The following is a 25,147-nucleotide window of genomic DNA, read 5'->3' on the forward strand; positions in this document are numbered from 1 at the left end:
TCATGAAACGCCTTAAAAGGCGTAAAAACATTGACGGATGAGGCGGCCTTGCTTAACTGCTAACCCGCTCACCCCGACTCCCCAAGAGACGGGGGCAGAGATTAGAACCGTTCTAGATAAGGTGACTTCTTTTGTCAACAAAGGACACCGCAATCAGAACGCCTGGAAGGCAGTAGAAGGTCCCCGGATGCCCGAAGTAATTTTTGCCGGCCCCGATGGCCGTCTCGAAGGCCGCTATCACCCGCAACCCAATCGCGACGCGCCGATTGCCATTGTGCTCCATCCGCACCCGCAGTTTGGCGGCACGATGAACAACAAGGTTGTGTACAACCTGCACTATGCGTTTCATTCGCTGGGCTTCTCGGTCCTGCGCTTCAACTTTCGCGGCGTGGGTCGTAGTCAGGGCGAGTACGATCAAGGCATCGGCGAGCTGAGCGATGCTGCGGCGGCGCTCGACTACCTGCAGTCGATGAACCAGAACGCGCGCCATTGCTGGGTTGCAGGCTTCAGCTTTGGGGCCTGGATCGGCATGCAACTGCTGATGCGCCGCCCGGATATCACCGGCTTTGTGTCGGTCGCGCCGCCAGCCAACCTGTATGATTTCAGCTTCCTTGCGCCCTGCCCGGCTTCGGGTCTGATCATTAACGGCACCGCCGACCGCATCGCGCCGCCGAAGGATGTGACCGGTCTGGTCAACAAGCTGCACGAGCAGAAGGGCATCACCATCACCCACGAGCAGATCGAAGGGTCGGACCACTTCTTCCGCGATGATGAACTCTACATGAACCCGATGCTCGACACGGTCAAAACCTACGTCAAGCGCCGGCTTTCCGAAGTCACGCGCTGACCCAGCGCGTTCGTTTGCAGCCGCAGCGCTTCAATTGTGCATGCTGCGGCTGCAAATGACCCCTATTATGTCCATAAAGCAGACCAACCGTGCCCGCTTTTGGCCCTGTTTAACCGTCATCACCGATACTGATCTGGCCCCGAGCGCGGGGGCACACTAACGGTGAGCAGGACAGGAACAGGTTATGAAAACCACCCGATCGATGACGTTCGACAAGGGCACCAGCAGCCTGAGCGGTTGGAATCCCAGTGCGATAAGCAAGGACACTAAACCGATGAGAGCCACCGAACTGCGTGAGTCCATTCTCAAGCATCTGGAATTCTCGCAGGGTAAAGATCTGGCCCATGCCAGCCTCTATGACATGCGCATGGCCCTGACGCTGGCGATCCGTGACCGCGTGATCGAGCCGTGGTTCCGTGCCACCCGCGCCACCTATGCCGCGCAGTCCAAGCGCGTCTATTACCTGTCGATGGAGTTCCTGATCGGGCGTCTGCTGGAAGATGCCGTGATGAACATCGGCCTGACCGAAGCCGCGCATGAGGCAATCTCGGGGCTAGGCCATGATTTCCGCGCCGTCTTGGATGACGAGCCGGACGCAGCGCTTGGCAACGGCGGCCTTGGCCGTCTGGCCGCCTGCTTCCTCGATCTCGCTCTCGACGCTGGGCTGCCCCGCCTACGGCTATGGCATCCGCTATGAGCATGGCCTCTTTCGCCAAAGCTTTGGTCCCGATGGCCGTCAGGTCGAAACCGCCGAGGACTGGCTGCGCCAGAGCCACGGGTGGGAATTCGAGCGTCCCGAGGCCGCGTTCAACATCGGCTTCGGCGGCACCGTCGCTGAAAGCGGCCGCAGCGCCGTCTGGACCCCCGACAATGCCGTGGTGGCCAAAGCCTACGACACGCCGGTCATTGGCTGGCAGGGCAAATGGGCCAACACCCTGCGCCTGTGGGGGGCGGAGCCGCTCAGCGCCTTCGATCTGGCTGCGTTCAACAAGGGCGATTTCGTCGGGGCTGCCCAGCCCGAGGCCTTTGCCCGTACCATCAGCCGCGTGCTGTACCCCGATGACACCACCGAACAAGGCAAAGAGCTGCGCCTGAAGCAGGAATTCTTCTTCACCGCCGCCTCGCTGCGCGACATCCTGCGCCGCTTCTCGGCCGAGCATGGCGATCTGAGCGCCCTGCCCTCACGCGTGGCGATCCAGATGAACGACACCCACCCCGCCATCGCCGGGCCGGAACTTGTCCGCCTGCTGCATGACGAGCGCGGCATGGAATTCGAGCAGGCCGTCGACACCGCGCGCGCCTGCCTGTCCTACACCAACCACACGCTGCTGCCCGAGGCGCTGGAACGCTGGCCGGAAACCCTGATGAGCGCCGTTTTGCCGCGCCACATGCAGCTGATCGAACGGATCGACGCGCTGCATGCCACGCAATTCCCGGCCCGCAGCACGCCGATCGTGGAAAAGGGCGAGGTCAAGATGGGCGAATTGTCGTTCATCATGGCCAACCGGGTGAACGGCGTCTCGGCGCTGCACACCGAACTGGTGAAATCCACCGTTTTCGCCGATCTGCACGCCCTGCACCCCGAGCGGATCATCAACCAGACCAACGGCGTCACCCCGCGCCGCTGGCTGAAGGGCGCGAACCACGGCCTGTCCACGCTGATCACCGAGACCATCGGCGACGGCTGGGAAGACAATCTGGAACGTCTGGTCGAGCTGGAACCCGCGATTGACGACAAGGGCTTCCGCGACCGCTATGCCGCCGTCAAGAAGACCAACAAGGTGCATCTGGCCAACTGGATCGGCGAACAGATGGGCATTTCGGTCAATCCCGACGCCATGTTCGACGTGCAGGTCAAACGCTTCCACGAATACAAGCGCCAGCATCTGAACATTCTGGAAACCATCGCCCTGTGGCAGGAAATCCGCGCCAATCCGGGTGCCGGCTGGGCGCCGCGCGTCAAGATCTTTGGCGGCAAGGCGGCGCCGGGCTATGTGATGGCCAAGGAGATCATCCATCTGATCAACAACGTCGCCCGCGTGATCAATGCCGATGCCACAAGCCGCGACCTGCTGACCGTGGTCTATCCGCCCAACTATAACGTGACCATGGCCGAGCGTCTGATCCCGGCGGCGGACCTCAGCGAACAGATCTCGACGGCGGGCAAGGAAGCCTCGGGCACCGGCAACATGAAGTTCAGCCTGAATGGCGCGCTGACCATCGGCACGCTGGACGGCGCCAACGTGGAGATCCGCGATCTGGTCGGGCCTGAGAACTTCTTCCTGTTCGCCATGACCGCCGATGAGGTGGTCGAGCGTCGCCGCCACCCCGATCACGCGTCCAGCGCGATTGCGGCCAGCCCAAGGTTGAGCCGTGCGATTGACCTGATCGAAGGCGGCACGTTCTCGAACGGGGATCGCAGCACGTATCGCGGCCTGACCCAGAACCTGCGCGCGCATGACTACTTCACCGTCTGCGCCGATTTCGACAGCTACTGGGACGCGCAACGCAGCGTCGACACCGCCTGGGGCGATGCCGATCACTGGATGCGCATGGCCGCGCTGAACACCGCCCGCTCGGGCTGGTTCAGCTCGGACCGCACCATCAAAGGCTATATGAAGGACGTCTGGAACATTCAGCCGATGATCTGACGCGCAGCCGCGGTATTGTGGCCCCATCGCTGACGATACCGGGAAACGAGTCATTGCCTTTCACCCGGACCTGCGCGACTAATTGCGTATGGTTCGGGCAAAAACACCTGCGAAAAGTGTGATAACACAAGACGATGTGGCCGAGATCAAGTCCGGCCGCGTCCTCGATCCCTTTGCGGTTTTCGGACCGCGTCACCGGGGACAAGCCGGGTTTCTGGTCGCCTTCGATCCGGCAGCCGAAACAATGGAAGCACTCACGCCCAAGGGCAGTCTGCCGATGCAGGCGCTGGGTGACGGGCTGTTCACCGGCCAGCTGGGCACTGAAACCAGCTATCGGCTGCGGGCCACGAAGGGACCGCACCTGTGGGATTTCGATGACCCCTACCGCTTTGGCCCTGTGCTGGGTCCGCTGGATCTGCACCTGATCAGTGAAGGCACGCACCGGCGTCTGTGGCAGGCTCTGGGCGCGCATGCGATCACCCATGAGGGCTGCGCGGGCGTGCATTTCGCCGTCTGGGCCCCGAATGCGCGGCAGGTTTCCGTCGTCGGTGACTTCAACGGCTGGGACCGCAGACGCGCTGTGATGCGGCGGCGGGGTGCCGGGGTCTGGGAGATTTTCCTCCCCGGTCTGCAACCCGGCGAGACCTATAAATACGACATCGCCCCCATGCACGGCGGCAGCGCGCTCAAGGCCGATCCGCTAGCCCGCGCGACCCAGCTGCCGCCCGATACCGCCTCGCGCATTGCCACGTCGCAGCCTTATGACTGGGCCGATGACGCCTGGATGGAAAGCCGCCACCTGCGCAACAACCGCGAGGCGCCGATCACCATCTATGAGGCCCATCTGGGCAGCTGGCGGCACCGCGACGGGCGGTCGCTGACGTACCGCGAGGCCGGGATCGAGCTGGTCGATTACGCGCATGACATGGGGTTCACCCATATCGAGCTGATGCCGCTGGCCGAATACCCGTTCGGCGGCTCGTGGGGCTATCAGCCGACCGCGATGTACGCACCCACCAGCCGTTTCGGCACACCTGACGATTTCCGCGCCCTGATCGACGCCGCGCATGCCAAGGGCATGGGGGTGCTGATGGACTGGGTTCCCGCCCATTTCCCGACCGATGCGCACGCGCTGGCGCAGTTCGACGGCACCGCGCTGTACGAACATGGCGATCCGCGCGAAGGCTATCACCCGGACTGGAACACGCTGATCTACAATGTCGGCCGCACCGAGGTGAAGAATTTCCTCACCGCCAACGCGATCTTCTGGCTGCGCGAGTTCCATCTGGACGGGCTGCGCGTCGATGCCGTGGCGTCGATGCTGTACCGTGACTATTCGCGCAAGCAGGGCGAATGGGTGCCCAACCATCTGGGCGGGCGCGAGAATTTCGAATCCATCACCTTCCTGCGTGAGATGAACGCGCTGGCATATGGCGAAGGCCCCGACGGGCTGATGACCGTGGCCGAGGAGAGCACGGCATGGCCCGGGGTGACAACGCCGGTGCATGAGGGCGGCCTCGGCTTTGGCTTCAAGTGGAACATGGGGTGGATGAACGACACCCTGCGCTATATCGAACACGACCCGATCCACCGCCGCCACCACCACGACCTGATGACCTTTGGTCTGGTCTATGGATTCAGCGAAAACTTCGTCCTGCCGATCAGCCATGACGAGGTGGTGCATGGCAAAGGCAGCATGCTGCAAAAGATGCCGGGCGATCATGCCACCAAACTGTCAAACCTGCGGGCCTATTATGGCTTCATGTGGGGGCATCCGGGCAAAAAGCTGTTGTTCATGGGCTGCGAGTTCGCGCAGGATCATGAGTGGAACCATGATTTCGGGCTGGACTGGGGCGCGCTGAACCATCCGGGCCATGCGGGCATGCAGCGGCTGGTGCGTGATCTCAACACGCTTTACCGCGCCGAGCCCGCGCTGCACGCGCGCGATGCGGATTCCAACGGTTTCGCCTGGGTTGACCGCGAGGCGCGGGCGGAATCGGTGTTCAGCTGGCTGCGCTATGGCCATGCCGAGCATCGCCCGGTGGCCGTGCTGACCAACTTCACCCCGGTCGAGCGTCAGTGGCGCATCGGCCTGCCCCGCCCCGGCCGCTGGCGCGAGGCGCTCAACACCGACGCGGGCCTTTATGGTGGCGGGAACCGGGGCAATTTCGGCTCTGTCCACGCCAATGGCCCGCCCCACGCGGCGCAACCGCATAGCGCGGTGGTGACCTTGCCGCCGCTTTCCACCCTGTTTCTGATACCGGAGGACGACCGATGACCCCCTCGACCACGCGCCTCTCCAAGCGAAGCATGGCCTTCATTCTGGCCGGCGGACGCGGCAGCCGGTTGCACGAACTGACCGACCACCGCGCCAAACCGGCGGTCTATTTCGGCGGCAAGACCCGGATCATCGACTTTGCGCTGTCGAATGCCTTCAACTCGGGCATCAGCAAGATGGCCATCGCGACGCAGTACAAGGCCCATTCGCTGATCCGCCATTGCCAGCGCGGCTGGAACTTCTTCCGCTCGGAACGTAACGAATATCTCGACATCCTGCCCGCCAGCCAGCGCGTTGACGAGCATCACTGGTACGAGGGCACCGCCGATGCCGTCTACCAGAACACCGATATCGTCGACAGTTATGATATTGATTATGTTATCATTCTGGCCGGAGACCACATCTACAAGATGGATTACGAGGTCATGCTGTCCGAGCATGCCGAAAGCGGGGCCGATGTGACCGTCGGCTGTCTGACCGTTCCGCGCAGCGACGCCAGCGCCTTTGGCGTCATGGCCATCGACCACGCCGGGCGCATCACCGATTTCATCGAGAAACCCTCCAACCCGCCCGGTCTGCCCGATGATCCCGACAGCGCGCTGGTGTCGATGGGGATCTATGTGTTTCGCTGGAAATTCCTGCGGCAGCTGTTGATGGATGACGCCGCCGATCCCAGTTCCTCGCGCGATTTCGGCAGTGACATCATCCCGAATGTGGTGCGCAACGGCAAGGCGATGGCCCATCGGTTCGAGAGCAGCTGCGTGCGCCACCGTGACGATGCCCCCTCCTACTGGCGCGACGTCGGCACGCTCGATGCGTTCTGGAAAGCCAATATCGACCTGACCGGCTTCGACCCCGATCTGGATCTGTGGGACCGCAACTGGCCGATCTGGACCTATTCCGAAAGCGTCCCGCCCGCCAAATTCATCCACAACGAAGAAAGCCGCCGGGGTGTTGCGCTGTCCTCGCTGGTGTCGGGCGGCTGCATCATCTCGGGCACCGAGGTGCGCAATTCGCTGCTGTTCACCGGCGTGCATTCCAACAGCTGGTCCTCGCTGACCCATGCGGTCGTGCTGCCCTATGCCACGATCAACCGCCACGCGCGGCTGACCAAGGTGGTGATTGATCGCGGGGTGGTGATCCCCGACGGGCTGGTCGTGGGCGAAGATCCCGAAGAAGACGCCAAGTGGTTCCGCGTCAGCCCGGGCGGTGTGACGTTGATCACCCAGTCCATGCTCGACCGTCGAGAGAGCAAGTTATGAGCCAGACGCCCGCGCTGCGAGCGGTCCTTGCGGTCGCTTCGGAATGCGCCCCGCTGATCAAGACGGGCGGCCTGGCCGATGTGGTCGGCGCCCTGCCCGGTGCGCTGGCTTCGCAGGGCTGGGCGATCCGCACGCTGCTGCCGGGCTATCGGCGGGTGCTGGCGGCGCTGGGCAAGCCGCGTGTGGTGCGCGAGCTGCCGTCGCTTCTGGGCAGCAAAGCGCGCGTGCTGGCGGCAAATGTTGACGGGCTGGACATGCTGGTGCTGGATGCGCCGGATCTGTTTGACCGCGACGGCACGCCCTATCTGGACGCCAACGGCAATGACTGGCGCGACAACGACCTGCGCTTTGCCGCCCTGTCCCAGGCAGCGGCGCTGATCGCCAAGGACGGGATCGGCGACTGGACGCCCGAAATCGTGCATCTGCACGACTGGCAGGCCGGGCTCACGCCCGTTTACATGAGCGAACTGGGCGCGACCCAACCGACGCTGCTGACCATCCACAACATCGCCTTTCACGGCCTGACCGGGTACAACCGGATGCGCGCGCTGGCGCTGCCGCCGTCGGGTTTTCATCCCGACGGGTTCGAGTATTACGGCCATATCTCGGCGCTGAAAGCCGGGTTGACCGGGGCCTGGGCAATCACCACCGTCAGCCCGACCTATGCACAGGAACTGACGACCGAGGAATTCGGTCTGGGGCTTGAAGGGGTGATCCGCGCGCGGGCGGCGCAGATGACCGGTATCCTGAACGGGATCGACACCGATCAATGGACCCCGACCAGCGATCCCGCGATCGTGCCGTTTTCGACGCCGCGCGGGAAGGTTGCCAACACCGTCGCGCTGCGGGCCGAGTTCGGGCTTGCCCCCAGCGACGGGCCGCTGGCGGCGGTTGTGTCGCGGCTGTCCGACCAGAAAGGGCTGGATCTGCTGCTGGGCGCGCTGCCCGCGTTGCTTGACGGCGGTGGCCAGTTGGTCCTGCTCGGCTCGGGCGACCGGCGGATGGAAAACGACTGGCTCAACGCCGCAGCCGCGCATCCCGGTCAGGTGGCGGTCCGCATCGGCTATGACGAAACCCTGTCGCACCGGATCTATGCCGGGGCGGATGCCATTCTGGTCCCCTCGCGGTTCGAGCCCTGCGGGCTGACGCAGATGTACGGGCTGCGCTATGGCGCGGTGCCCGTGGTCGCGCGCACCGGCGGGCTGGCTGACACGGTGATCAACGCCAATGCCGCCGCCCTTGCCGCCGGCTGCGCCACCGGCATCGTGCATGCGCCCAAATCCATAGCGGCGCTGGCCCATGCCCTGACGCATCTGTGCCGGTTGTGGCACGACAGGCCCGCCTTCCAACGTCTTCAGCGTAATGCCATGAAACACCCCGTCGGCTGGGAGGCCAGCGCGCCACTCTATGCGGCGCTCTATGGCCAACTGGCGGCGGCGCACCCGGAGTCCTCATGAACCTGACCATCGAACGCGGTCGTCATGACCGCATCGGCGCGACCTTTGACGGCGACGGGGTCAATTTCGCGCTGTTTTCCGAGCATGCCACGGCGGTTGAACTGTGCCTGTTTTCACCCGACGGCATGCGTGAGACGCACAAGATGTTCCTGCCCGAACGCACCGGCTATGTCTGGCATGGCCGGGTGTCGGGGCTTTGTCCCGGTCAGCTCTATGGATACCGTGTCCATGGACCGTATTCCCCCGAAGAGGGTCATCGCTTCAACCCCAACAAGCTGGTGCTGGACCCCTACGCCAAGCGCCTGACCGGCCACCCGCGCTGGTCGGATGCGCTGTTTGGCTACAACCCCGGTGCCAAGACGCTGGATCTGACCTATTCGACCCGCGACTCCGCGCGGTTCATGCCCAAATGCGTGGTCGAGGATCCCAGCTTCTTCTGGGGTAACGACCGCCCGCCCGCCACCTCGTCCAGCGAGACGGTGGTGTATGAGGCCCATGTGAAGGGCCTGACACAGCTGTCGGGTGTGAACAATCCGGGGACGTTTCTGGGCGTTGCCTCGGACCGTATGATCGACCATCTGGTCGATCTTGGCGTCACCGCTCTGGAACTTCTGCCGGTGCAGAGCTTTCTCAACGACCGCTGGCTGATCGAGAAAAAACTCACCAATTACTGGGGGTATCAGACGCTTGGCTTCTTCGCCCCCGATCCGCGCTATCTGCAGAACGGCCAGATCAACGAATTTCAGCACATGGTCGCCCGCCTGCATGCCGCCGGGATCGAGGTCATTCTGGATGTGGTCTACAACCACACCTGCGAAGGCTCGGAGCTGGGCCCAACGCTCAGCTTCCGGGGTATCGACAACCGCAGCTACTACCGGCTGGCCCCCAACCCGCGCCACTATATCAACGATACCGGCTGCGGCAACACGGTGAACATGGAGCACCCGATGGTGCTGCGCATGGTCATGGATCTCGTTGCGCTATTGGGTCGAGGTGATGCATGTCGACGGCTTCCGCTTCGACCTTGCCTCGACGCTGGCGCGCGATGACGCCGGGTTCCAGTCCAACTCGGCCTTCTTCGCGGCGATCCGGCAGGACCCGGTCCTGAACCGCGTCAAACTGATCGCCGAACCCTGGGACATCGGCCCCGGCGGCTATCAGCTGGGCGCGTTTCCGCACCCGTTCCACGAATGGAACGACAAGTTCCGCGACGGCGTGCGGCGCTTCTGGCGGCGTGACCCGCGCCCGGCCCCTGAGCTGGCGGCGCGCATCACCGGATCGGCCATGCAGTTCGACCATTCGGGCCGGGGCGCGACCAGTTCGGTCAACTTCATCGCCGCCCATGACGGATTCAACCTGCTGGACATGGTCAGCTATAACGACAAGAACAATATCGCCAACGGCGAGGATAACCGCGACGGCCATTCCGAGAATTTCTCGGACAACATGGGCCATGAGGGGCCGACCGACGACCCGCAGGTCACCCAGGCCCGCGCCCTGCGGCGGCGCAACCTGATGGCGACGCTGCTGCTCAGCCAAGGCATGCCGATGATCCTGGCAGGCGACGAGCTCGGCCATTCGCAACAGGGCAACAACAACGCCTATTGTCAGGACGGCCCGATCTCGTGGCTGAACTGGGACGCGATTGATGCGGATATGCTGGCCTTTACCAAGCGCCTGATCCAGTTCCGCAAGAACCATCCGATCCTGCGCCAGCGGCTTTTCCTGCATTCGAAGGCCCGCACCACCGACGGCAAGGCCGATGTGCTGTGGTGGCACCCCGAAGGGCGGCGCATGACGCCCGAGGACTGGGAAGACCCCTCGCTCAGCTTCGTCTGCGTCGAGCTGCGCACGGCGTCGGGCACGCCCAGTTACGCTGATGTCGAGGACGCGCTGTTTCTGGTGTTCAACGCCGGGGGCGAGATTGACGTGATGCTGACGCCTGCACCCGAAGGCAAGGTCTGGTCACGCCGCATCAACACCTACGCGCCGCTGATCCCGCCGCAGCGCATCCCCTATGGCAAGCTGAACGTGCCCGCGCATTCGGTCTCGGCTTTGGTTCTGGAAAACAACGGATGAGCGATCTGGATGCGCTCTGTCAGGCGGCAGGGCTGACGTGGGTTTATCGCGATGGCGCGGGACGCATGCAGGAAGCCCCCGAAGAAAGCCGCCGCGCCGTTCTGGCCGCTTTAGGCCATGGCAACGCTGACGCCGCCTTGCCAGTCGCGCTGCAACGCGCAACCTCGCTGGCGATCCCGGCGGGTGTTGGGCACGACTGGGGCCCCGGCCCCTGGGTTCTGCATACCGAGGCTGGCGAGGAAATCCGCGGCGAAGGCCCCTTGCCCGCGCTGCCGATGGGCTACCACCGCGTGCAGCACAACGGCTGGACCGTGCACCTGCTGGCCGAACCGCCGCGCCTGCCGCTGCCACCCCGGCGCTGGGGCGTGACGCTGCCGCTGTTCGCGCTGTGGGAAGATGCGCAATCGGGCATGGGGGCCTATCCCTTGCTGGGCGCGCTGGCCGAGGGGCTGGCCGCGCAGGGGGCGGGGTTTGTCGGCATCAACCCGATCCACGCGGGCTTTCCCACCGATGCCAGCAACTTCAGCCCCTACGCGCCCTCGCACCGCCGACGGCTGAACACGCTGCACATCGACACCGGCACGGCGCTGCCCGAAAGCGGGGCGCTGATCGATTACGCCGCCGCGATCCCGGCACAATGCGCCGCCCTTGAGGCCCGTTACGCCAGCTTCACCGGTGATCCGGCGTTTGATGCCTGGCGCGAGGCGGGGGGCATTCGGCTTGAGGAATTCGTTACTCATCAGGCACTGAGCGACGTGCACGGCCCGTACTGGGGGCGTGGCCCCTGCCCCTGCAAGACCCGAAAAGCGAAGAAACCCAACGCTTTGCGCAGGACAATTCACAGCGACGGCAGTTTCATGCCTGGGCACAATGGCAGGCCGAGGCGCAATTGTCTGACAGCCAGCGACGCGCCCGCGCCGCCGGCATGCCCTTTGGTCTGTATCTGGACATCGCCGTCGGCACCCATCCCCACGGGGCCGAGACCTGGGCCGAGCGCGGCCTCTTCGCGCAAGGCGTCTCGCTGGGCGCACCGCCCGATCTGCTGGGCCCGTCCGGCCAGCGCTGGGGCCTCGCGCCGATGCGCCCGGATGTGCTGCGTGCCACGGGGTACGAGGCCTTCGCGCAGACGCTCCGCGCGCAGTTGCGGTTTTGCGGCTTGCTGAGGATCGACCATATCCTTGGACTGGAACGCAGCTTCTGGCTGCCGGACGGCCTGCCCGGCCTCTATGTCGCCATGCCGCGCGACGAGTTGCTGGCCGTGGTCCGTATTGAAGCCACGCGCGCGGGGGCGAGCGTGATCGGCGAGGATCTGGGCACCATCCCCGACGGGCTGCGCGGCGCGCTGGAGGCATCGGGCGTGCTGGGGTGCCGCGTTGCGGTGTTCGAGCGTGACTGGGAGGGTTCGCGCGCGTTTCTGCATGGTGACGCCTATTCACCCACCGCGCTGGCGTCCTGGGGCACGCATGACACGCCGACCTGGGAGGGGTGGCGGCAGGGCCGTGATATCGACTGGCGCGCACAGTTGGGTGAGGTGCCCGACGAGGCCGAAGCCCGCGCCATCCGCGCCGAAGAGGTCGCCGCCTTTGACGCTCTGACCGGCGGCAGCGACATGGCCGCGATGCACCGGCATCTGGCGCAATCGGCCAGTGTTCTGGTGGCGGTTCAGGGCGAAGACCTTGCCGCCTCGGTCGAACAGGCCAATTTGCCGGGTACGGTATTCGAACACCCCAACTGGTGCCGCCGCCTGCCTTTGCCGTTGTCGGGCCTCATTTCCGCCCCATCGCTTGCGCACACCGGCGCCCTCATGGCTGAGTCCGGAAGGATAGACTGATGACCACTCAAACCCGCATCGCGACGCAACCGATCCCCGGCCAGAAACCCGGCACGTCGGGCCTGCGCAAGAAAACCCGTGTGTTCATGCAGCCCGGGTATCTGGAGAATTTCGTCCAGTCGATCTGGGACGGGATCGGCGGGATCGCGGGCAAGACACTGGTGGTCGGCGGCGACGGGCGGTTCTTCAACGAGGCGGCGATCCAGACGATCCTGAAGATGGCCGCTGCCTCGGGCGCGGCGCGGGTGATCGTGGGGCAGAACGGGTTTCTGTCGACGCCCGCCGCGTCCAACCTGATCCGCGTGCGCGGCGCGGATGGTGGGGTAATCTTGTCAGCCAGCCACAATCCGGGCGGGCCGGATGAAGATTTTGGCATCAAATACAACATGTCAAACGGCGGTCCTGCGCCCGAAGGCGTGACAGACGCGATCTTTGCCGCGACCGAGACGATCGCGCATTACGACATTCAGGAAGGCCCGGATGCCGACCTGTCGGTGATCGGCGAGCGGCCGTTTGGCGTGATGACGCTCACCGTGGTGGACCCGGTGGCCGAGTATGCGGCGCTGATGGAAAAACTCTTCGATTTCAAAGCCATTCGCGACCTTCTTAAGTCCGGATATCAACTGCGCTTCGACGCGATGCACGCGATCACCGGACCCTATGCGGTCGAAATCCTTGAGCGGCGGCTGGGGGCTGCGCCCGGATCGGTGGTCAACGCCGTGCCCTCGCCGGATTTCGGCGGCGGGCATCCTGATCCGAACCCGGTCTGGGCCAAGGATCTGATGGACGCGATGTATGCCCCGGACGGGCCGGATTTCGGCGCGGCCTCGGATGGTGACGGGGATCGCAACATGATCGTCGGCAAAGGCTGCTATGTGACGCCCTCGGACAGTCTGGCGGTGCTGGCGGCGAATGCGCAGCTGGCACCGGGCTATGCGTCGGGGCTCAAGGGCGTGGCGCGCTCGATGCCGACGTCCTGCGCGGTGGACCGGGTGGCCGAAGCGCGCGGCATGCCGTGTTATGCGACCCCGACGGGGTGGAAGTTCTTTGGCAACCTGCTCGACGCCGGGATGGCGACGCTGTGCGGCGAGGAGTCAGCGGGAACCGGGTCGGATCATGTGCGCGAGAAAGACGGGCTGTGGGCGGTGCTGCTGTGGCTGAACATTCTGGCGGTGAAGAAGCAATCGGTGGCCGAGGTGATGGCCGAGCACTGGGCCGAATTCGGGCGGACCTATTATTCGCGCCACGATTACGAGGCGATCGAGACCGGTGTCGCGAATGATTTGATGGCGGCGCTGCGGGGATCGCTGGGCGGGCTGCCCGGTCAGGCGGCGGGTGATCTGGTGGTCGAGAGCGCCGAGGATTTCAGCTATACCGATCCGGTGGATGGCTCGGTCGCGTCCAGACAAGGCGTGCAGATCCGGTTTGAAGGCGGCGCGCGGGTGGTGCTGCGCTTGAGCGGAACGGGCACCGAGGGGGCGACGCTGCGGGTGTATCTGGAGCGCTTCGATCCGGCCGATTTCGGACAAGACCCGCAGGGGGCGCTGGCGCCGGTGATCAAGGCGGTCGAGGCGCTGGCGGGGATCGCGGCGCGGACCGGGCGGTCGGGGCCGGATGTGATCACCTGAGGCTGTCCCACGATGGGACAATGAGGGGGCAATCAGTGATTTCAAGGGTTTGGCGAGCGGCGTTAAGAGTATCTTAGCGTTTGCCGGCAGTTTCGGGTTGAACGAAGTCGGGGTGAAACCCCGACCTACGAGGCCGGTTGCACGGGAAAAGGGCGTATTTTGAGCAAGATGAAGCGGCGGGCCCAAGCCTTGGTTGCGGTCATGAACTGAGGTTGCAGCGACCCCAGATGACGGGGTTTGCACCGGGTTCGGCGACGCGCAGCGATTCCTCGCCCAGAAGCATGACCACGACGATTTCACCGGCACCCGCCTCACCCTCGGGCACAGTGTAGCCGCCGTCGTGGCGGCGGTAGACCCCGGTGACGCTGTGGCCGCCGGGGGTGATGAAGGACGCGCCGTCAATCTGCAGCGAGCGCGGGCCGCCCGGTTCGCACCAGGTGCCGTCGATGGAATCGGCATGGGCTGCGACCGGGGCCAGAAGCATCATGGCGGCAATGAGGGGGCTGAGGATTCGTCGCATTTGTCCGCTCCCGCTGAGTGCGCTCAGCGTGACACAGACGGCGCAAAGCGCCAAGCGTTTCGGGGCAAGCCTGTGCCTGCCCCGAAAAGCGATTGCTTAAACCTCGGGCACGCGCAGGATGATGCCGTCGAGCGCCGGGGACATTTCCAACTGGCACGACAGGCGCGACTGATCGAGGCGCGGGGCGTCGGTGGCGTCGAGCATCGCGTCTTCAAAATCCGACGCGCTGCCCGCTGCTGTCAGCCATGCCTCGTCGACATAAACGTGGCAGGTGGCGCAGCTCATCGTGCCGCCGCATTCGCCGATGATGCCGGGGACATTGGCGTCGACGGCGGCCTCCATCAGAGGGCGGCCTTGGGCAACATCGGCGGTGATCTGGCGACCGTCGGGCAGAATCCACGTGGCTTTCATGCGGCCTCTCCTCACACAAACCAGATTGAGAAATCGCGCGCCTGTTCGGGCGTCATGTCCTTGGTCTTGTCGACCTCGACCCGCTTCATATGGACGTGGTGCGCGACATACTCGGGCCCCATCGCGGCGATCAGCGTTGCGTCAGCTTCCAGATCGTCAAGCGCGGCACTGAGCGTTTCCGCCACGCCATAGGCGGCGTTCTGGCCCATGAAGCAATCGCCCGTCTCGACCGGCGGCAGGTCATAGCGGCCCTCAAAGCCCAGCCGCGCCGATTGCAGCACGGCGGCGACGGCGGCGTAGGGGTTGGCGGCGGCGTCGGCCATGCGGTGCTCGAGCCGGGCCTTCTTGCCGCCCTCGCCCGAGACGCGGCAGGTGACGCCGCGGTGATCCTCGCCCCAGTTGCACCAGAAGCCCGACATCGAGGCGGGTTGCAGGCGGGCGTAGGAATTGACCGAGGGCGCGGTCAGCGCAGCCAGGGCCTTGTGGTGTTTCATCCAACCCGCGATACAGCCGCGGCCCAGATCGGTCATGCCCTTGATCCCGCCCTGCGGGCCGGTGCTGAGGGCGTTGTTCCCTGCGGAATCGGTGAAGGACAGGTTGATGTGCATGCCTGAGCCGCCGCGATCGAACAGCGGTTTTGGCAGGAAGGTCAGTATGATGCCCTTTTGGAACGCCACTTCGCGCGCCAGTTGGCGGAACATCACCGTCTCATCCACCGCCTGCAGCGCCTCATCAAAGCTGAGGGTGAATTCGTATTGCGGCGTGTCGTATTCGGTGGTGACCAGATCGAGTTTGAAGCCGGCGGCCTCGGCCGCGGCCCAGATCGCATCGGTGAACCCAAGCGGGTCGTTGAACGGCCCGCCGCCATAGACATGGCCGCCGGGGACGTCATAGGGCACCAGCGTGCCATCCTCGGCGCGGGTGAAGGCGAAGGCCTCGAGCTCGATGCCGATCTTGGGGGTGAGGCCGTGCTTGGCCCAGTCGGCAATCGCCGCTTTCAGCCGGTTGCGCCCCAGGATCGGCACCGGCGCGCCGTCGCGGTCGGTCATGTCGCCGGTCACCATATGGACGCCCGGCTCCCAGCCCGGACGGATGTCGGCGGCGTCCCAGGTGAGGGTCATGTCGGGCAGGCCGTCAAGGCAGTTGGTGCCCGGCGCGTCGACGATCAGGTCTTTGTCATAATGGACGGCAAGGCAAGGCTGGGCAAAGCGGGTCGAGCCGGAGCCGATCTTTTCCTGCGGCAGGTATTTCGAGCGCAGGATGGAAAGGTGGTCGCACCAGACGGGGCGCAAACGGTCACGCATGAGGTATCTCCCTGTTTTTTATGGTTTTTTATTGTGGTCAGGCGCGGGTGATCCGCACCGGAAGTTCCTTGATACCGCCCACAAAGTTGGAACGGAGGAATTTTTGCGGCCCCGCCGGTTCAATCGACGTGATCCGCTTGGCGAGTTCCTGAAACAGCACGCGTACCTCCAGCCGGGCCAGATGCATGCCCAGACACAGGTGCGGGCCGCCCTGCCCGAAGCTGAGATGTGGGTTCGGAGTGCGCGCAAGGTTCACGCGGAACGGGTCGTCAAAGGCGGTGTCATCGCGGTTGCCGCTGACGAACCAGTAGAGCACCTTGTCGCCCGCCTTGATGGTCTTGCCGTGCATCTGGTGGTCGCGCGTGGCAGTGCGGCGGAAATAGACGGCGGGGGTGGCCCAGCGGATGATCTCGTCGGGCGCGGTGGCCCAGACCTCACCGGCCTTCATCTGGCCCAGCAGTTCGGGCTGGTGCGCCATGGCCTGAATACCGGCGGCGATGGAGTAGCGGGTGGTGTCATTGCCGGCGGCGACGAGCAGGCAGAAGAAGTTGCGAAACTCGGTCTCGCTGATCACGCTGCCATCAGGGCCGGGTTGCAGGATCAGGTGGAGGATGCCGTTGGTATCCCCGCGCGCCGCCTTGTCGGCCATCAATTTACGTGCGTATTCATAAAGTTCCGCCCCGGCGGGCGAGTTGAACGGCATCAGGCGGTAATCATCGGTCGTCATCTTGTCGAGCACATGCTCGGTGAAATCGGGGTCGGTGTTGGCGATCAGCGCGTCGCCCTTTTCCACCAGCCACGGCAGGTCTTCGTCGGGGGTGCCCAGAATGCGACCGAGCATGCGCATCGGCAATTCGCGGGCGATGCGTTTGGTGGCATCGAAGCTGTCGTGCTGCAGGGCGTCGTCGAGGATTTCGTCGCACAGGGCGCGGATCTGGTCCTCGAACCCGGCGACAACGGGGCGCGAGAAGGCCTTGGCGACCTTGACGCGGGTCATCGTGTGTTCGGGCGCGTCGGTCTCCTGGAAGGTGCGGCGCGCGAGGTATTCCTCATACGTCTGGTCTTCCATGCGGATGCCGCGGGCCGAGGACATCAGATCCGGCTGCCGGTTCAGCGCCAGAATATCGGCGTGACGGGTGATGTTCCAGAACCCCTGCCCCGCGTCCCAGTCGCTCCAGGCGAGCGGCTCGTCGCGGCGCATCCGGGCGAAGGTATTATGCGGCACGCCTTGGGCAAAAATATCATGCGAGGTCAGGTCGGCGTGCCCGTCGCCGGTTGGTGTCCAGATGGTCATGCGACTCTCCCTTGCGGTCCGTTGCTTGCTATGTATATTATTGGCAATGCAACGTATGCAAATGGAATTTTCATGCATATCGCCTTTCTTGATGCCAACACCGACCGCTCTGCCTTTGCTGCCCGCCATGCAAGCGAAGTGGACAAATTCCGTGCCCTTCTGGCCCCTGTCGCGCCGGACTGGCGCTATAGCGATTTCAAGGTGACCGAGGGCGCGTTGCCCGCGTCGCTGAAGGGTTTCGACGGGGTCATCGTTTCGGGAAGCCCGGCTTCGGTCAATGATGCAGAGGACTGGGTTCCGGGGCTGCTGGCGACGATCCGCAAGGCTGTGGACGCCGGTGTGCCGGTGTTCGGCGCGTGCTTCGGGCATCAGGCGGTGGCCAAGGCGTTGGGGGGCGTTGTCGCCCACAACCCCGATGGCTGGGTGCTGGGCCGGGTTGAAACGGTGATCCATACGCCCGCACCCTGGATGCGCGATGCCCCGGCGACCATGGCGCTGAACGCGGCGCATAATGAACAGGTGGTCACGCCGCCGCCGGGCGCAACCGTTCTGGGGGGCACAGCGCAGGTGCCAAATGCACAGCTGGCGATGGGAAATACGGTATTCACCACACAATACCACCCTGAAATCACACGGGATTTCATGGCCGACCTGATCACGCATCTGCACGGCGACGTGCCGGCTCCGGTTCTGGCCAGCGCGCAGGCAGCACTACCGCTTTCGCTGGATGATGAACGGATGGCCCACTGGATTGCGGCGTTTTTCAACGGAAACTGACCGGCGTTAGCCGCCTGTTAACACCGTCCATGGCTATCATCGCTCAGGAGATGATGCATATGGACACAAATACCTTGGGTACGCTGGTTTGGCAGCTGTCGACCCGTTGGCGCAGCGCGGTTGACCGCGCCGTTGCTCCGCTGGGCTTGACCCAGGCGCAATACACCGCCCTGAGCACACTGGCGGCGATGCGGGCGCGGGGCGAAAGCCCCAGCCAGCGAGCGCTTGCCGAGCAAATGGGCGTATCGCCGATCTTCGCGTCAAAACTGGTGCGGGCGCTGGAAGCGCAAAAACTCATCCAGCGCGCGGATCATCCACAGGACGCCCGCGCTTATTGCCTGACGCTTTCGCGCAATGGCCAGACCCAACTGGCGCTTGCCCGCGCCGCGGTGCGCGCCCTGGAAGAAACACTGACCGCACCGGTCGGGGACCCGGGCGGGAACGCAGCCCAAGCGTTGCGGATCATGCTTAAGGCACTGCTGGCCACCCCGGTATCGGAGACGGTGCCTCCTGAAATCACCGTTGCGCGGTCTGCGCAGCGCCCGACAAGCATGACCGCAAACGCGAACGCCCCAAGGCCGTTCACCGCGCGTTAACGAATCACGGCTACATATAGGGCAGCCACCATGACCCGCTGAGATAAAGGAAAATGCCCCCGCCCGTCCGCCGACTTTCGCCCACGCAGTCAGCCAAGGACGGCCAGCAGATCCATCGCTGTGACCTGATCGAACTGTACGTGTTGACGCATCGCAGCCTCGGCGGCCTCGCTGTCACGTGCCATAATCAGATCGGCAATAACCCGGTGATCCCGGGCCGAGGCCGCGATCGACCCGGCATAGCGATAGCGAACCCGGTAATAGGCCATCAGCTTGCGCGCGTTGGTCTTGATGAGATCCAGCAGGAACGGATTGCCTGCGGCTTCGGCCACCGTGCCGTGAAAGCGAAGGTTGAGCTGGTAATACCCATCGGGCTCGGCATCACCCAACGTCGCAGAATGCGACTCGCAAGCCGTCGTGACGGCCTCAAGCGCTGCGGCACCACTGGGCGACAAGCGCCGCGCCGCCAGACCCGCCGCCTGCCCTTCGAGCTTGGCGTGCACTTCGAGAATCGCAAGGAACTCAGCCAGTGTCGGCTTGAACACCACGGCCCCCTTGCGCGGCAGACGTTTGACCAGTCCGGTTGCCTCGATCTGCATCAACGCCTCGCGCACCGGGGTGCGCGACACACCGAACTGCTGCACCAGCGCGGCTTCTTCGATTTCATCGCCCGGGTTCAACCGACCTGTGTCAATCCAGTCGAGCAAACTGCGCAATATGGTTTCGGTCTGATTGGCCACGGCGTCTCTCAGCTTGGGCCCGCTCCGGGCTGCCCATCCGTATACACAAGCGCCGCCGCTTTGTGCAACAACTCCACGCAGCTGGGGCCACCGACCCCTCTTGCACCCTCGCGCCTGCGACGCTATTGGTGCCGGAACGGACAGGTGGCCGAGTGGTCGAAGGCGCACGCCTGGAAAGTGTGTAGGCGGGGAACCGTCTCCAGGGTTCGAATCCCTGTCTGTCCGCCACATTCAGATACAGAATCCGTCCAAGGGCCCCGATTGGGGCCTTTTTTCTTTTTGCTTCAAAGGGCGTTGGCCGGGCCATCCGCCCTTCGGAGACTGGACGCTTGACGCGGAATGGGTCTCCGAATGGCCTGCGTCTCTCTTCGAGCGCCCCTCGACGGCCACAGGACGGCGCAAAACATCCTCGCATTTCCAATGGGTTGCCGTGTTCATGGGGTCGTCCCGTTCGCGAGATAATTCGGTGGCGGAGACTGACACGAAGGCGCAGGGCGGTCAGAAGGACGGCTCCGTAGTGTCCGATCCCCAAGTCCGGCGGCAGCGTTCGGAGCGAGCCAGGACCCTGTCGGAAGTCTCTGATGACAAACAGACTTCACGCCCATAGCCTGGCGCAATGTCGAACGGGCCCTGGACAGATGAAGAGAACGACCTGATCGTCGCGGATTACTTCGCGATGCTGGCCGATGACATCTCCGCGCGCCGCTACAGCAAGGCCGAGCACCGCCGCGCGCTGCTGCCGCTGCTGAACGACCGGTCCGAGGGGTCCGTCGAGTTCAAGCACCAGAACATCAGTGCGGTGCTGAAGGGCCTCGGCGAGGACTGGATCCCCGGTTACAAGCCCGCGTTCAATTTTCAGATGACCTTGGTAGATGCCGTGGCGCGGTGGCTGGCGCTGAACCCGGCCTGGCTCGGGCGCCAACCGGGGCTGCAACCCGCCGTGGGGTTGCGCGAGGCGGCGCAGATCTGGATCGGGCCGCCGCCGACGCTGTCGAACCAGCCGCCCCCGCAGGAACTGGAGCAGATGCTGCACATCGCCCGCAAATTCGATGTCGCGGCAAGAGACGAACGAAACCGGGCCCTCGGCCGCGCGGGAGAGGAACGTGTGCTGGCGCATGAACGGGCGTCTCTGCGCTCGGCAGGACGAGACGATCTGGCGCGCAAGGTACGCTGGGTTTCGGAGGAGGATGGCGACGGCGCGGGCTACGACATCGCGAGTTTTGCCCCGGACGGGCTCCCTCGGCTCATCGAGGTCAAGACGACGAACGGCTGGGAGCGCACCCCCTTCCACATCACGCGCAACGAGCTGGCCGTGGCCGAGGAACGCCGGTCGGAATGGCGCCTGTTCCGGCTTTGGAATTTCTCACGCGAGCCGAAGGCGTTCGAAATGCACCCGCCGCTGGACGCGCATGTCTCGCTGACCGCGACGTCCTTTCAGGCGAGCTTTCATTAAGGTTACCCCCCGCCATGACGCGCGGCCGCGGCGGGCGTATCGTTCCGGGCGGCAGGATCTGGGACTTTACGCTTTGCACGTTTCTTGAGCAGGACCGGATCCGTGACGTCGCTTTTCTGCGCGCCGACCAGCGCTGAAGGCGGGGCGTCACGCCTGTGAGACACCCTCAGGGTCGGACCCTGCGCACTGGCAGGGAGCCCGATTTTCCCGGCAGGCTTTGTGTTGACAGCAGGATACCATGCACGGCAGCGCGGCCCGGGCGGCATCGCCGCAGGTGACGAGCACTGCCCGTTAACGAAGCACTTTTCAGAATTGTTTACAATTTCTATCTCAATGCAAACAATTTCGTTGACACGCGGTCTGCCCGTGGGTCAGCCTTGCAAACAGGGCATTGCGACGTACTGCCCGCACGCAACCGGCAAGCCGCAAGAATCAGACCCAACAGGAGAACCCGGCAATGAACGCCTTTCACGCAAGACTCATGAGCAGCGTCGCTGCGCTTGGCCTTTTGGTCGGCGCGGCCTCGGCTGAGACCATCCGCTGGGGCGGTTCGGCGGACCTGAACTCGCTCGATCCCTACTCGTATGGATCGACCTTCACCCTGTCCTTTCTGAACCACATCTACGAAGGCCTGGTGCGCTATGACGCCGATCTGCAGATCGAGCCGGCGCTGGCCGAAAGCTGGGAGGTCGTGTCCGATTCCGTCTGGCGGTTTCATCTGCGTCAGGGCGTGACCTTCCACAACGGTGCCACCTTCACCGCCGAAGATGTCCTTGCGTCGTTGAACCGGGTAAGCCACGAGACCTCGCCTCTGCGGGGCAACCTGCCGGCGTATCAGTCGGCGGAAGTCATTGATGACTATACGATTGATATCCACCTCAATGGTGCCTATCCGCTGCTGCTCAATGACCTGACCAACATCTTCATCTTTGACGCCAGCTGGCTGCGCGACAACAACAGCGAGCTGCCGACCGACGTGGCCGCCGGGGTCGAGGGCTATACGACCTTCAACGCCAATGGCACCGGCCCGTTCATCATCGACGAACGCGTGCCCGACACCCGCACCTCGATGGTGGTCAACCCCGACTGGTGGGATGAGCCCGCGCATAACGTGACGCGGATCGAGTTCACGCCGATCACCTCGGCGGCGACGCGGGTTGCGGCGCTGCTGTCGGGCGAGATCGACTTTGTCGAAGGCGCACCCGTGCAGGATCTGCCGCGCCTGCAGGCCGCCCCCAATGTCAACGTGATCGAGGGCAACGCCCTGCGCACGATCATGTTCGGCTTCAACCGCCGCGAGACCCTGACCGACGGGCGCGACAACCCGTTCAACGATCTGCGCCTGCGTCAGGCGATTGCCCATGCCATCGACATGGACCTGATCCGCGACCGGATCATGCGTGGTTCCTCGCGTAACGCCGGCACGCTGGTTGCGCCGCAGATCCCCGGCTATTCGGCTGATCTGGACGCGCAGATCGCCTATGATCCCGATCTGGCACGCCAGCTGATCAGCGAGGCCGGTGCCGAAGGTCTGACCTTCCAGCTGATCTGTTCCTACGAGCGCTGGGTGAACGAGGAAGAGCTGTGCTCGGCCGTCATTTCGATGCTGACCCGCGCTGGTCTGGCCCCGTCGCTGGATATCGGGCCCTGGGCTGTGCAAGCGCCCCGGATGTCGGGGGGACAGGCTGACATGTTCATCTTTGGCTGGGCGAACGAGCCGATGCTGGACGCCTATTCGCTGCTGGTGCAGGTGGTGCGCACGCGCGAAGGCACGGCGGGCGTGTTCAACTGGGGGGCGTGGAGCTATCCGGCGTGGGATGCCCTGATCGACGCGGCTGCAGTCGAGCTGGATCGCGACACCCGCCTTGGCTATGAGACGCAGGTTCTGGCCGGTGCGCGCGAAGAGATGCTGTTCGTGCCTGTTCACCAGCAGCCGATGGCCTGGGCGGTTTCGGACCGGGTGGAGTCGGTGGTGCAACAGGCCGACAACAAGCCGCGTCACTGGCTGACGCGCATGGCTGACTGATCGCCTGGCCGGGCTGCCCAAGGGGGTGGCCCGGCCTTTCGCCTTGCTCCCACCCTTCGCCTTGCGAACGGAGACCCCAATGATTGTCTTTCTTATCAAGCGCCTGTCGAATGCCGCGCTGGTCATGCTGGCGGTTGCGCTGATGGCCTTCATGATCTTTCGCTTCGCCGGTGATCCGGTCGAATTGATGGTGAACGAACAGACCACCCAAGAGCAGCGGCAGGAACTGCGTGAGCGGCTGGGGCTTGATCAGCCCGTTCTGATGCAGTTCGCGCGCTTTGTGGGCAATGCGGTGCAGGGCGATTTCGGGATCTCGTACCGCAATCAGGAATCCGTCATGTCGCTGATCGCCGAGCGTTTCCCGGCGACCTTCGAGCTGGTCATTCTGGCGACGATCCTGTCGCTGGTGGTGGGCGTGCCGCTGGGGGTCATCACCGCGATCTATCGCGGACGGTGGTTTTCAGAAGCCGTGCAGTTTGCGTCGATCATCGGCGTCTCGCTGCCCAGTTTCGTCATCGGCATCCTGCTGATCCTCGGCTTTTCGGTCTCGCTGGGCTGGCTGCCTGCCTTCGGGCGTGGCGAGGTGGTGCGGTTTGGCTGGTGGTCCACCGGCCTGTTGACCCATTCAGGCCGCTTGGCGCTGATCCTGCCGACGGTGGCGCTATCGTTTTATCAGATCACGCTGGTCATGCGGCTGGTCCGCGCCGAGATGCTGGAGACGCTGCGCTCGGATTTCGTCAAATTCGCCCGCGCGCGCGGTGTTCCGGCGTGGCGCATCCATTACCGCCACGCGCTCAGGAACTGCCTGATGCCGGTGGTGACCATGACCGCAATGAACATCGGCGCGCTGATCGCCTTTGCGCTGGTGACCGAGACGGTCTTTCAGTGGCCGGGCATGGGGCTGCTGTTCATTCAGGCGATTACCTTCGTCGATATTCCCGTGATGGCGGCCTATCTGGTCATCGTTTCGTTCATCTTCGTGACGCTGAACACGCTGGTCGATATCACCTATGCGCTGATCGACCCGCGCCTTCGCGACGCCACCACCTGAGGGAAGCGCGATGAGCCTTGCTGAACCCACCCTTCTCACCCGCATCCGCCGCTCGGATCTGTGGTGGTCCTTTACCCAGCACAAGGCGGCAATGGCGGCGGCGGTGCTGCTGGCCCTGTTGATCCTGTCGGCAGCCTTTGCCCCGTGGATCACACCGCAGAACCCCTATGACCCGGCGCAACTGGATCTGTGGAACGCCGAGCTGCCGCCGATCTGGATGGAGCGCGGGCAATGGCCCTATCTGCTGGGCACCGACAATCAGGGCCGCGATATCCTGTCGGCCATTCTCTATGGCTCGCGCAGTTCGATCATCATCGGCATTGGTTCGGTGGCGCTGTCGCTGGTGATCGGCATCTCGCTGGGACTGATGGCCGGCTTCTTCGGCGGCATCACCGATGCGGTGCTGATGCGGGTCGGCGATGTGCTGCTGTCCGTGCCGACCATCCTGATCGCGATGCTGGTGTCGGCGATGGCCCGCGCCTCGCTGCCGCCCGGGCTGCGCGAGGTCGGGGCGGGAGCCGTGCTGATCCTGGCGATCACCCTGTCGGCATGGGTGCAATATGCGCGTACCGTGCGCGCCCAGACCTCGGTCGAGCGGCGCAAGGAATATGTGCAGGCGGCGCGGCTTTTGAAGGTTCCGGCGCGGCGGATCATGGTCAAGCATATCCTGCCCAACACCATGACCCCCATTCTGGTCGCCGCCACGCTGAATTTCGGCATGGCCATTCTGACCGAGGCGACGCTCAGCTTTCTGGGCATCGGTATGCCGCCCAGCCAGCCCAGCCTTGGCACGCTGATCCGCTTTGGCAACCAGTACCTGTTCTCGGGCATGTGGTGGATGGTGATCTTCCCGGTGCTTCAGCTGTGCCTGCTGGTGGTGTCGGTAAACCTGCTGGGCGACTGGCTTCGTGACGCGCTCAACCCGAAACTGAGGTAATTTCC

At 64.2% G+C, this 25,147-nt stretch carries 16 protein-coding genes, 1 tRNA gene and 3 pseudogenes; 15 read left to right on the forward strand and 5 right to left on the reverse strand.

Annotated elements, in window-relative coordinates:
* The first annotated feature begins 187 nt into the window (after window positions 1-187).
* From OKW52_RS16030 to OKW52_RS16065, 8 genes and pseudogenes are all read left to right on the forward strand, one after another.
* Complete coding sequence (locus OKW52_RS16030; protein WP_127107739.1) at window positions 188-847, forward strand: alpha/beta hydrolase; 660 nt, start codon at window positions 188-190, stop codon at window positions 845-847.
* A gap of 274 nt (window positions 848-1,121) precedes the next feature.
* Window positions 1,122-3,498: pseudogene (locus OKW52_RS16035) on the forward strand (glycogen/starch/alpha-glucan phosphorylase).
* An 88-nt stretch (window positions 3,499-3,586) separates the two neighbouring features.
* Window positions 3,587-5,776, forward strand: a complete 2,190-nt coding sequence (gene glgB, locus OKW52_RS16040; protein ID WP_406622276.1) for a 1,4-alpha-glucan branching protein GlgB — start codon at window positions 3,587-3,589, stop codon at window positions 5,774-5,776.
* Entirely contained in the window at window positions 5,773-7,038 is a 1,266-nt protein-coding gene (glgC, locus tag OKW52_RS16045) for a glucose-1-phosphate adenylyltransferase (RefSeq protein ID WP_264506603.1), read from the forward strand. The genes glgB and glgC overlap by 4 nt, the downstream gene beginning before the upstream one ends.
* Window positions 7,035-8,495 carry a glycogen synthase GlgA gene (glgA, locus tag OKW52_RS16050; RefSeq protein WP_264506604.1) on the forward strand — a complete coding sequence of 487 codons (1,461 nt, stop codon included), beginning with the start codon at window positions 7,035-7,037 and terminating at the stop codon, window positions 8,493-8,495. Before glgC ends, glgA begins: the two co-directional genes overlap by 4 nt.
* Window positions 8,492-10,574: pseudogene (glgX, locus tag OKW52_RS16055) on the forward strand (glycogen debranching protein GlgX). The gene glgA and the pseudogene glgX overlap by 4 nt, the downstream one beginning before the upstream one ends.
* A 410-nt stretch (window positions 10,575-10,984) precedes the next feature.
* Window positions 10,985-12,405, forward strand: a pseudogene (gene malQ, locus OKW52_RS16060) (4-alpha-glucanotransferase).
* Window positions 12,405-14,033: an alpha-D-glucose phosphate-specific phosphoglucomutase gene (locus OKW52_RS16065; RefSeq protein WP_264506605.1), complete on the forward strand. Its 1,629-nt coding sequence runs from the start codon at window positions 12,405-12,407 to the stop codon at window positions 14,031-14,033. Before malQ ends, OKW52_RS16065 begins: the two are co-directional and overlap by 1 nt.
* 199 nt (window positions 14,034-14,232) lie before the next feature.
* On the opposite strand, the gene OKW52_RS16070 is transcribed toward OKW52_RS16065, so the two are convergent.
* The 4 genes from OKW52_RS16070 to OKW52_RS16085 form a co-directional block, all read right to left on the reverse strand.
* On the reverse strand, window positions 14,233-14,553 hold the full coding sequence (locus OKW52_RS16070) for a hypothetical protein (RefSeq protein WP_264506606.1): 321 nt from the start codon (window positions 14,551-14,553) through the stop codon (window positions 14,233-14,235).
* A gap of 96 nt (window positions 14,554-14,649) precedes the next feature.
* On the reverse strand, window positions 14,650-14,964 hold the full coding sequence (locus tag OKW52_RS16075) for a (2Fe-2S)-binding protein (RefSeq protein WP_264506607.1): 315 nt from the start codon (window positions 14,962-14,964) through the stop codon (window positions 14,650-14,652).
* Window positions 14,965-14,975: 11 nt separating this feature from the next.
* Window positions 14,976-16,268, reverse strand: coding sequence for a type I glutamate--ammonia ligase (locus tag OKW52_RS16080; RefSeq protein ID WP_264506608.1), 1,293 nt, complete (start codon window positions 16,266-16,268; stop codon window positions 14,976-14,978).
* A 37-nt stretch (window positions 16,269-16,305) separates the two neighbouring features.
* Window positions 16,306-17,562 carry a cytochrome P450 gene (locus OKW52_RS16085; RefSeq protein WP_264506609.1) on the reverse strand — a complete coding sequence of 419 codons (1,257 nt, stop codon included), beginning with the start codon at window positions 17,560-17,562 and terminating at the stop codon, window positions 16,306-16,308.
* Window positions 17,563-17,634: 72 nt separating this feature from the next.
* Here OKW52_RS16085 and OKW52_RS16090 point away from each other — a divergent pair, with 72 nt between their 5' ends.
* On the forward strand, window positions 17,635-18,339 hold the full coding sequence (locus OKW52_RS16090) for a type 1 glutamine amidotransferase (protein ID WP_264506610.1): 705 nt from the start codon (window positions 17,635-17,637) through the stop codon (window positions 18,337-18,339).
* A gap of 59 nt (window positions 18,340-18,398) precedes the next feature.
* The gene (locus OKW52_RS16095; protein ID WP_264506611.1) at window positions 18,399-18,935 is read left to right on the forward strand and encodes a MarR family winged helix-turn-helix transcriptional regulator; all 537 of its coding nucleotides are present in this window, start codon (window positions 18,399-18,401) and stop codon (window positions 18,933-18,935) included.
* Between the two features lie 89 nt (window positions 18,936-19,024).
* On the opposite strand, the gene OKW52_RS16100 is transcribed toward OKW52_RS16095, so the two are convergent.
* A complete protein-coding gene (locus tag OKW52_RS16100; protein WP_264506612.1) occupies window positions 19,025-19,675 on the reverse strand; it encodes a GntR family transcriptional regulator in 651 nt (216 codons plus the stop codon).
* A 138-nt stretch (window positions 19,676-19,813) separates the two neighbouring features.
* On the opposite strand from OKW52_RS16100, the gene OKW52_RS16105 reads away from it, so the two are divergent.
* The 5 genes from OKW52_RS16105 (at window position 19,814) to OKW52_RS16125 (ending at window position 25,142) form a co-directional block, all read left to right on the forward strand.
* Window positions 19,814-19,903: transfer RNA gene (locus OKW52_RS16105), tRNA-Ser, on the forward strand.
* Between the two features lie 388 nt (window positions 19,904-20,291).
* The gene (locus OKW52_RS16110) at window positions 20,292-21,128 is read left to right on the forward strand and encodes a DUF3883 domain-containing protein (protein ID WP_264506613.1); all 837 of its coding nucleotides are present in this window, start codon (window positions 20,292-20,294) and stop codon (window positions 21,126-21,128) included.
* A gap of 481 nt (window positions 21,129-21,609) precedes the next feature.
* Window positions 21,610-23,154: an ABC transporter substrate-binding protein gene (locus OKW52_RS16115; protein ID WP_264506614.1), complete on the forward strand. Its 1,545-nt coding sequence runs from the start codon at window positions 21,610-21,612 to the stop codon at window positions 23,152-23,154.
* A gap of 79 nt (window positions 23,155-23,233) precedes the next feature.
* A complete protein-coding gene (locus OKW52_RS16120; RefSeq protein WP_264506615.1) occupies window positions 23,234-24,205 on the forward strand; it encodes an ABC transporter permease in 972 nt (323 codons plus the stop codon).
* A 10-nt stretch (window positions 24,206-24,215) separates the two neighbouring features.
* A complete protein-coding gene (locus tag OKW52_RS16125; protein WP_264506616.1) occupies window positions 24,216-25,142 on the forward strand; it encodes an ABC transporter permease in 927 nt (308 codons plus the stop codon).
* Window positions 25,143-25,147 lie beyond the last annotated feature (5 nt).

This window comes from Pararhodobacter zhoushanensis (assembly GCF_025949695.1).
In the GTDB taxonomy this organism is placed as follows: Bacteria; Pseudomonadota; Alphaproteobacteria; order Rhodobacterales; family Rhodobacteraceae; genus Pararhodobacter; species Pararhodobacter zhoushanensis_A.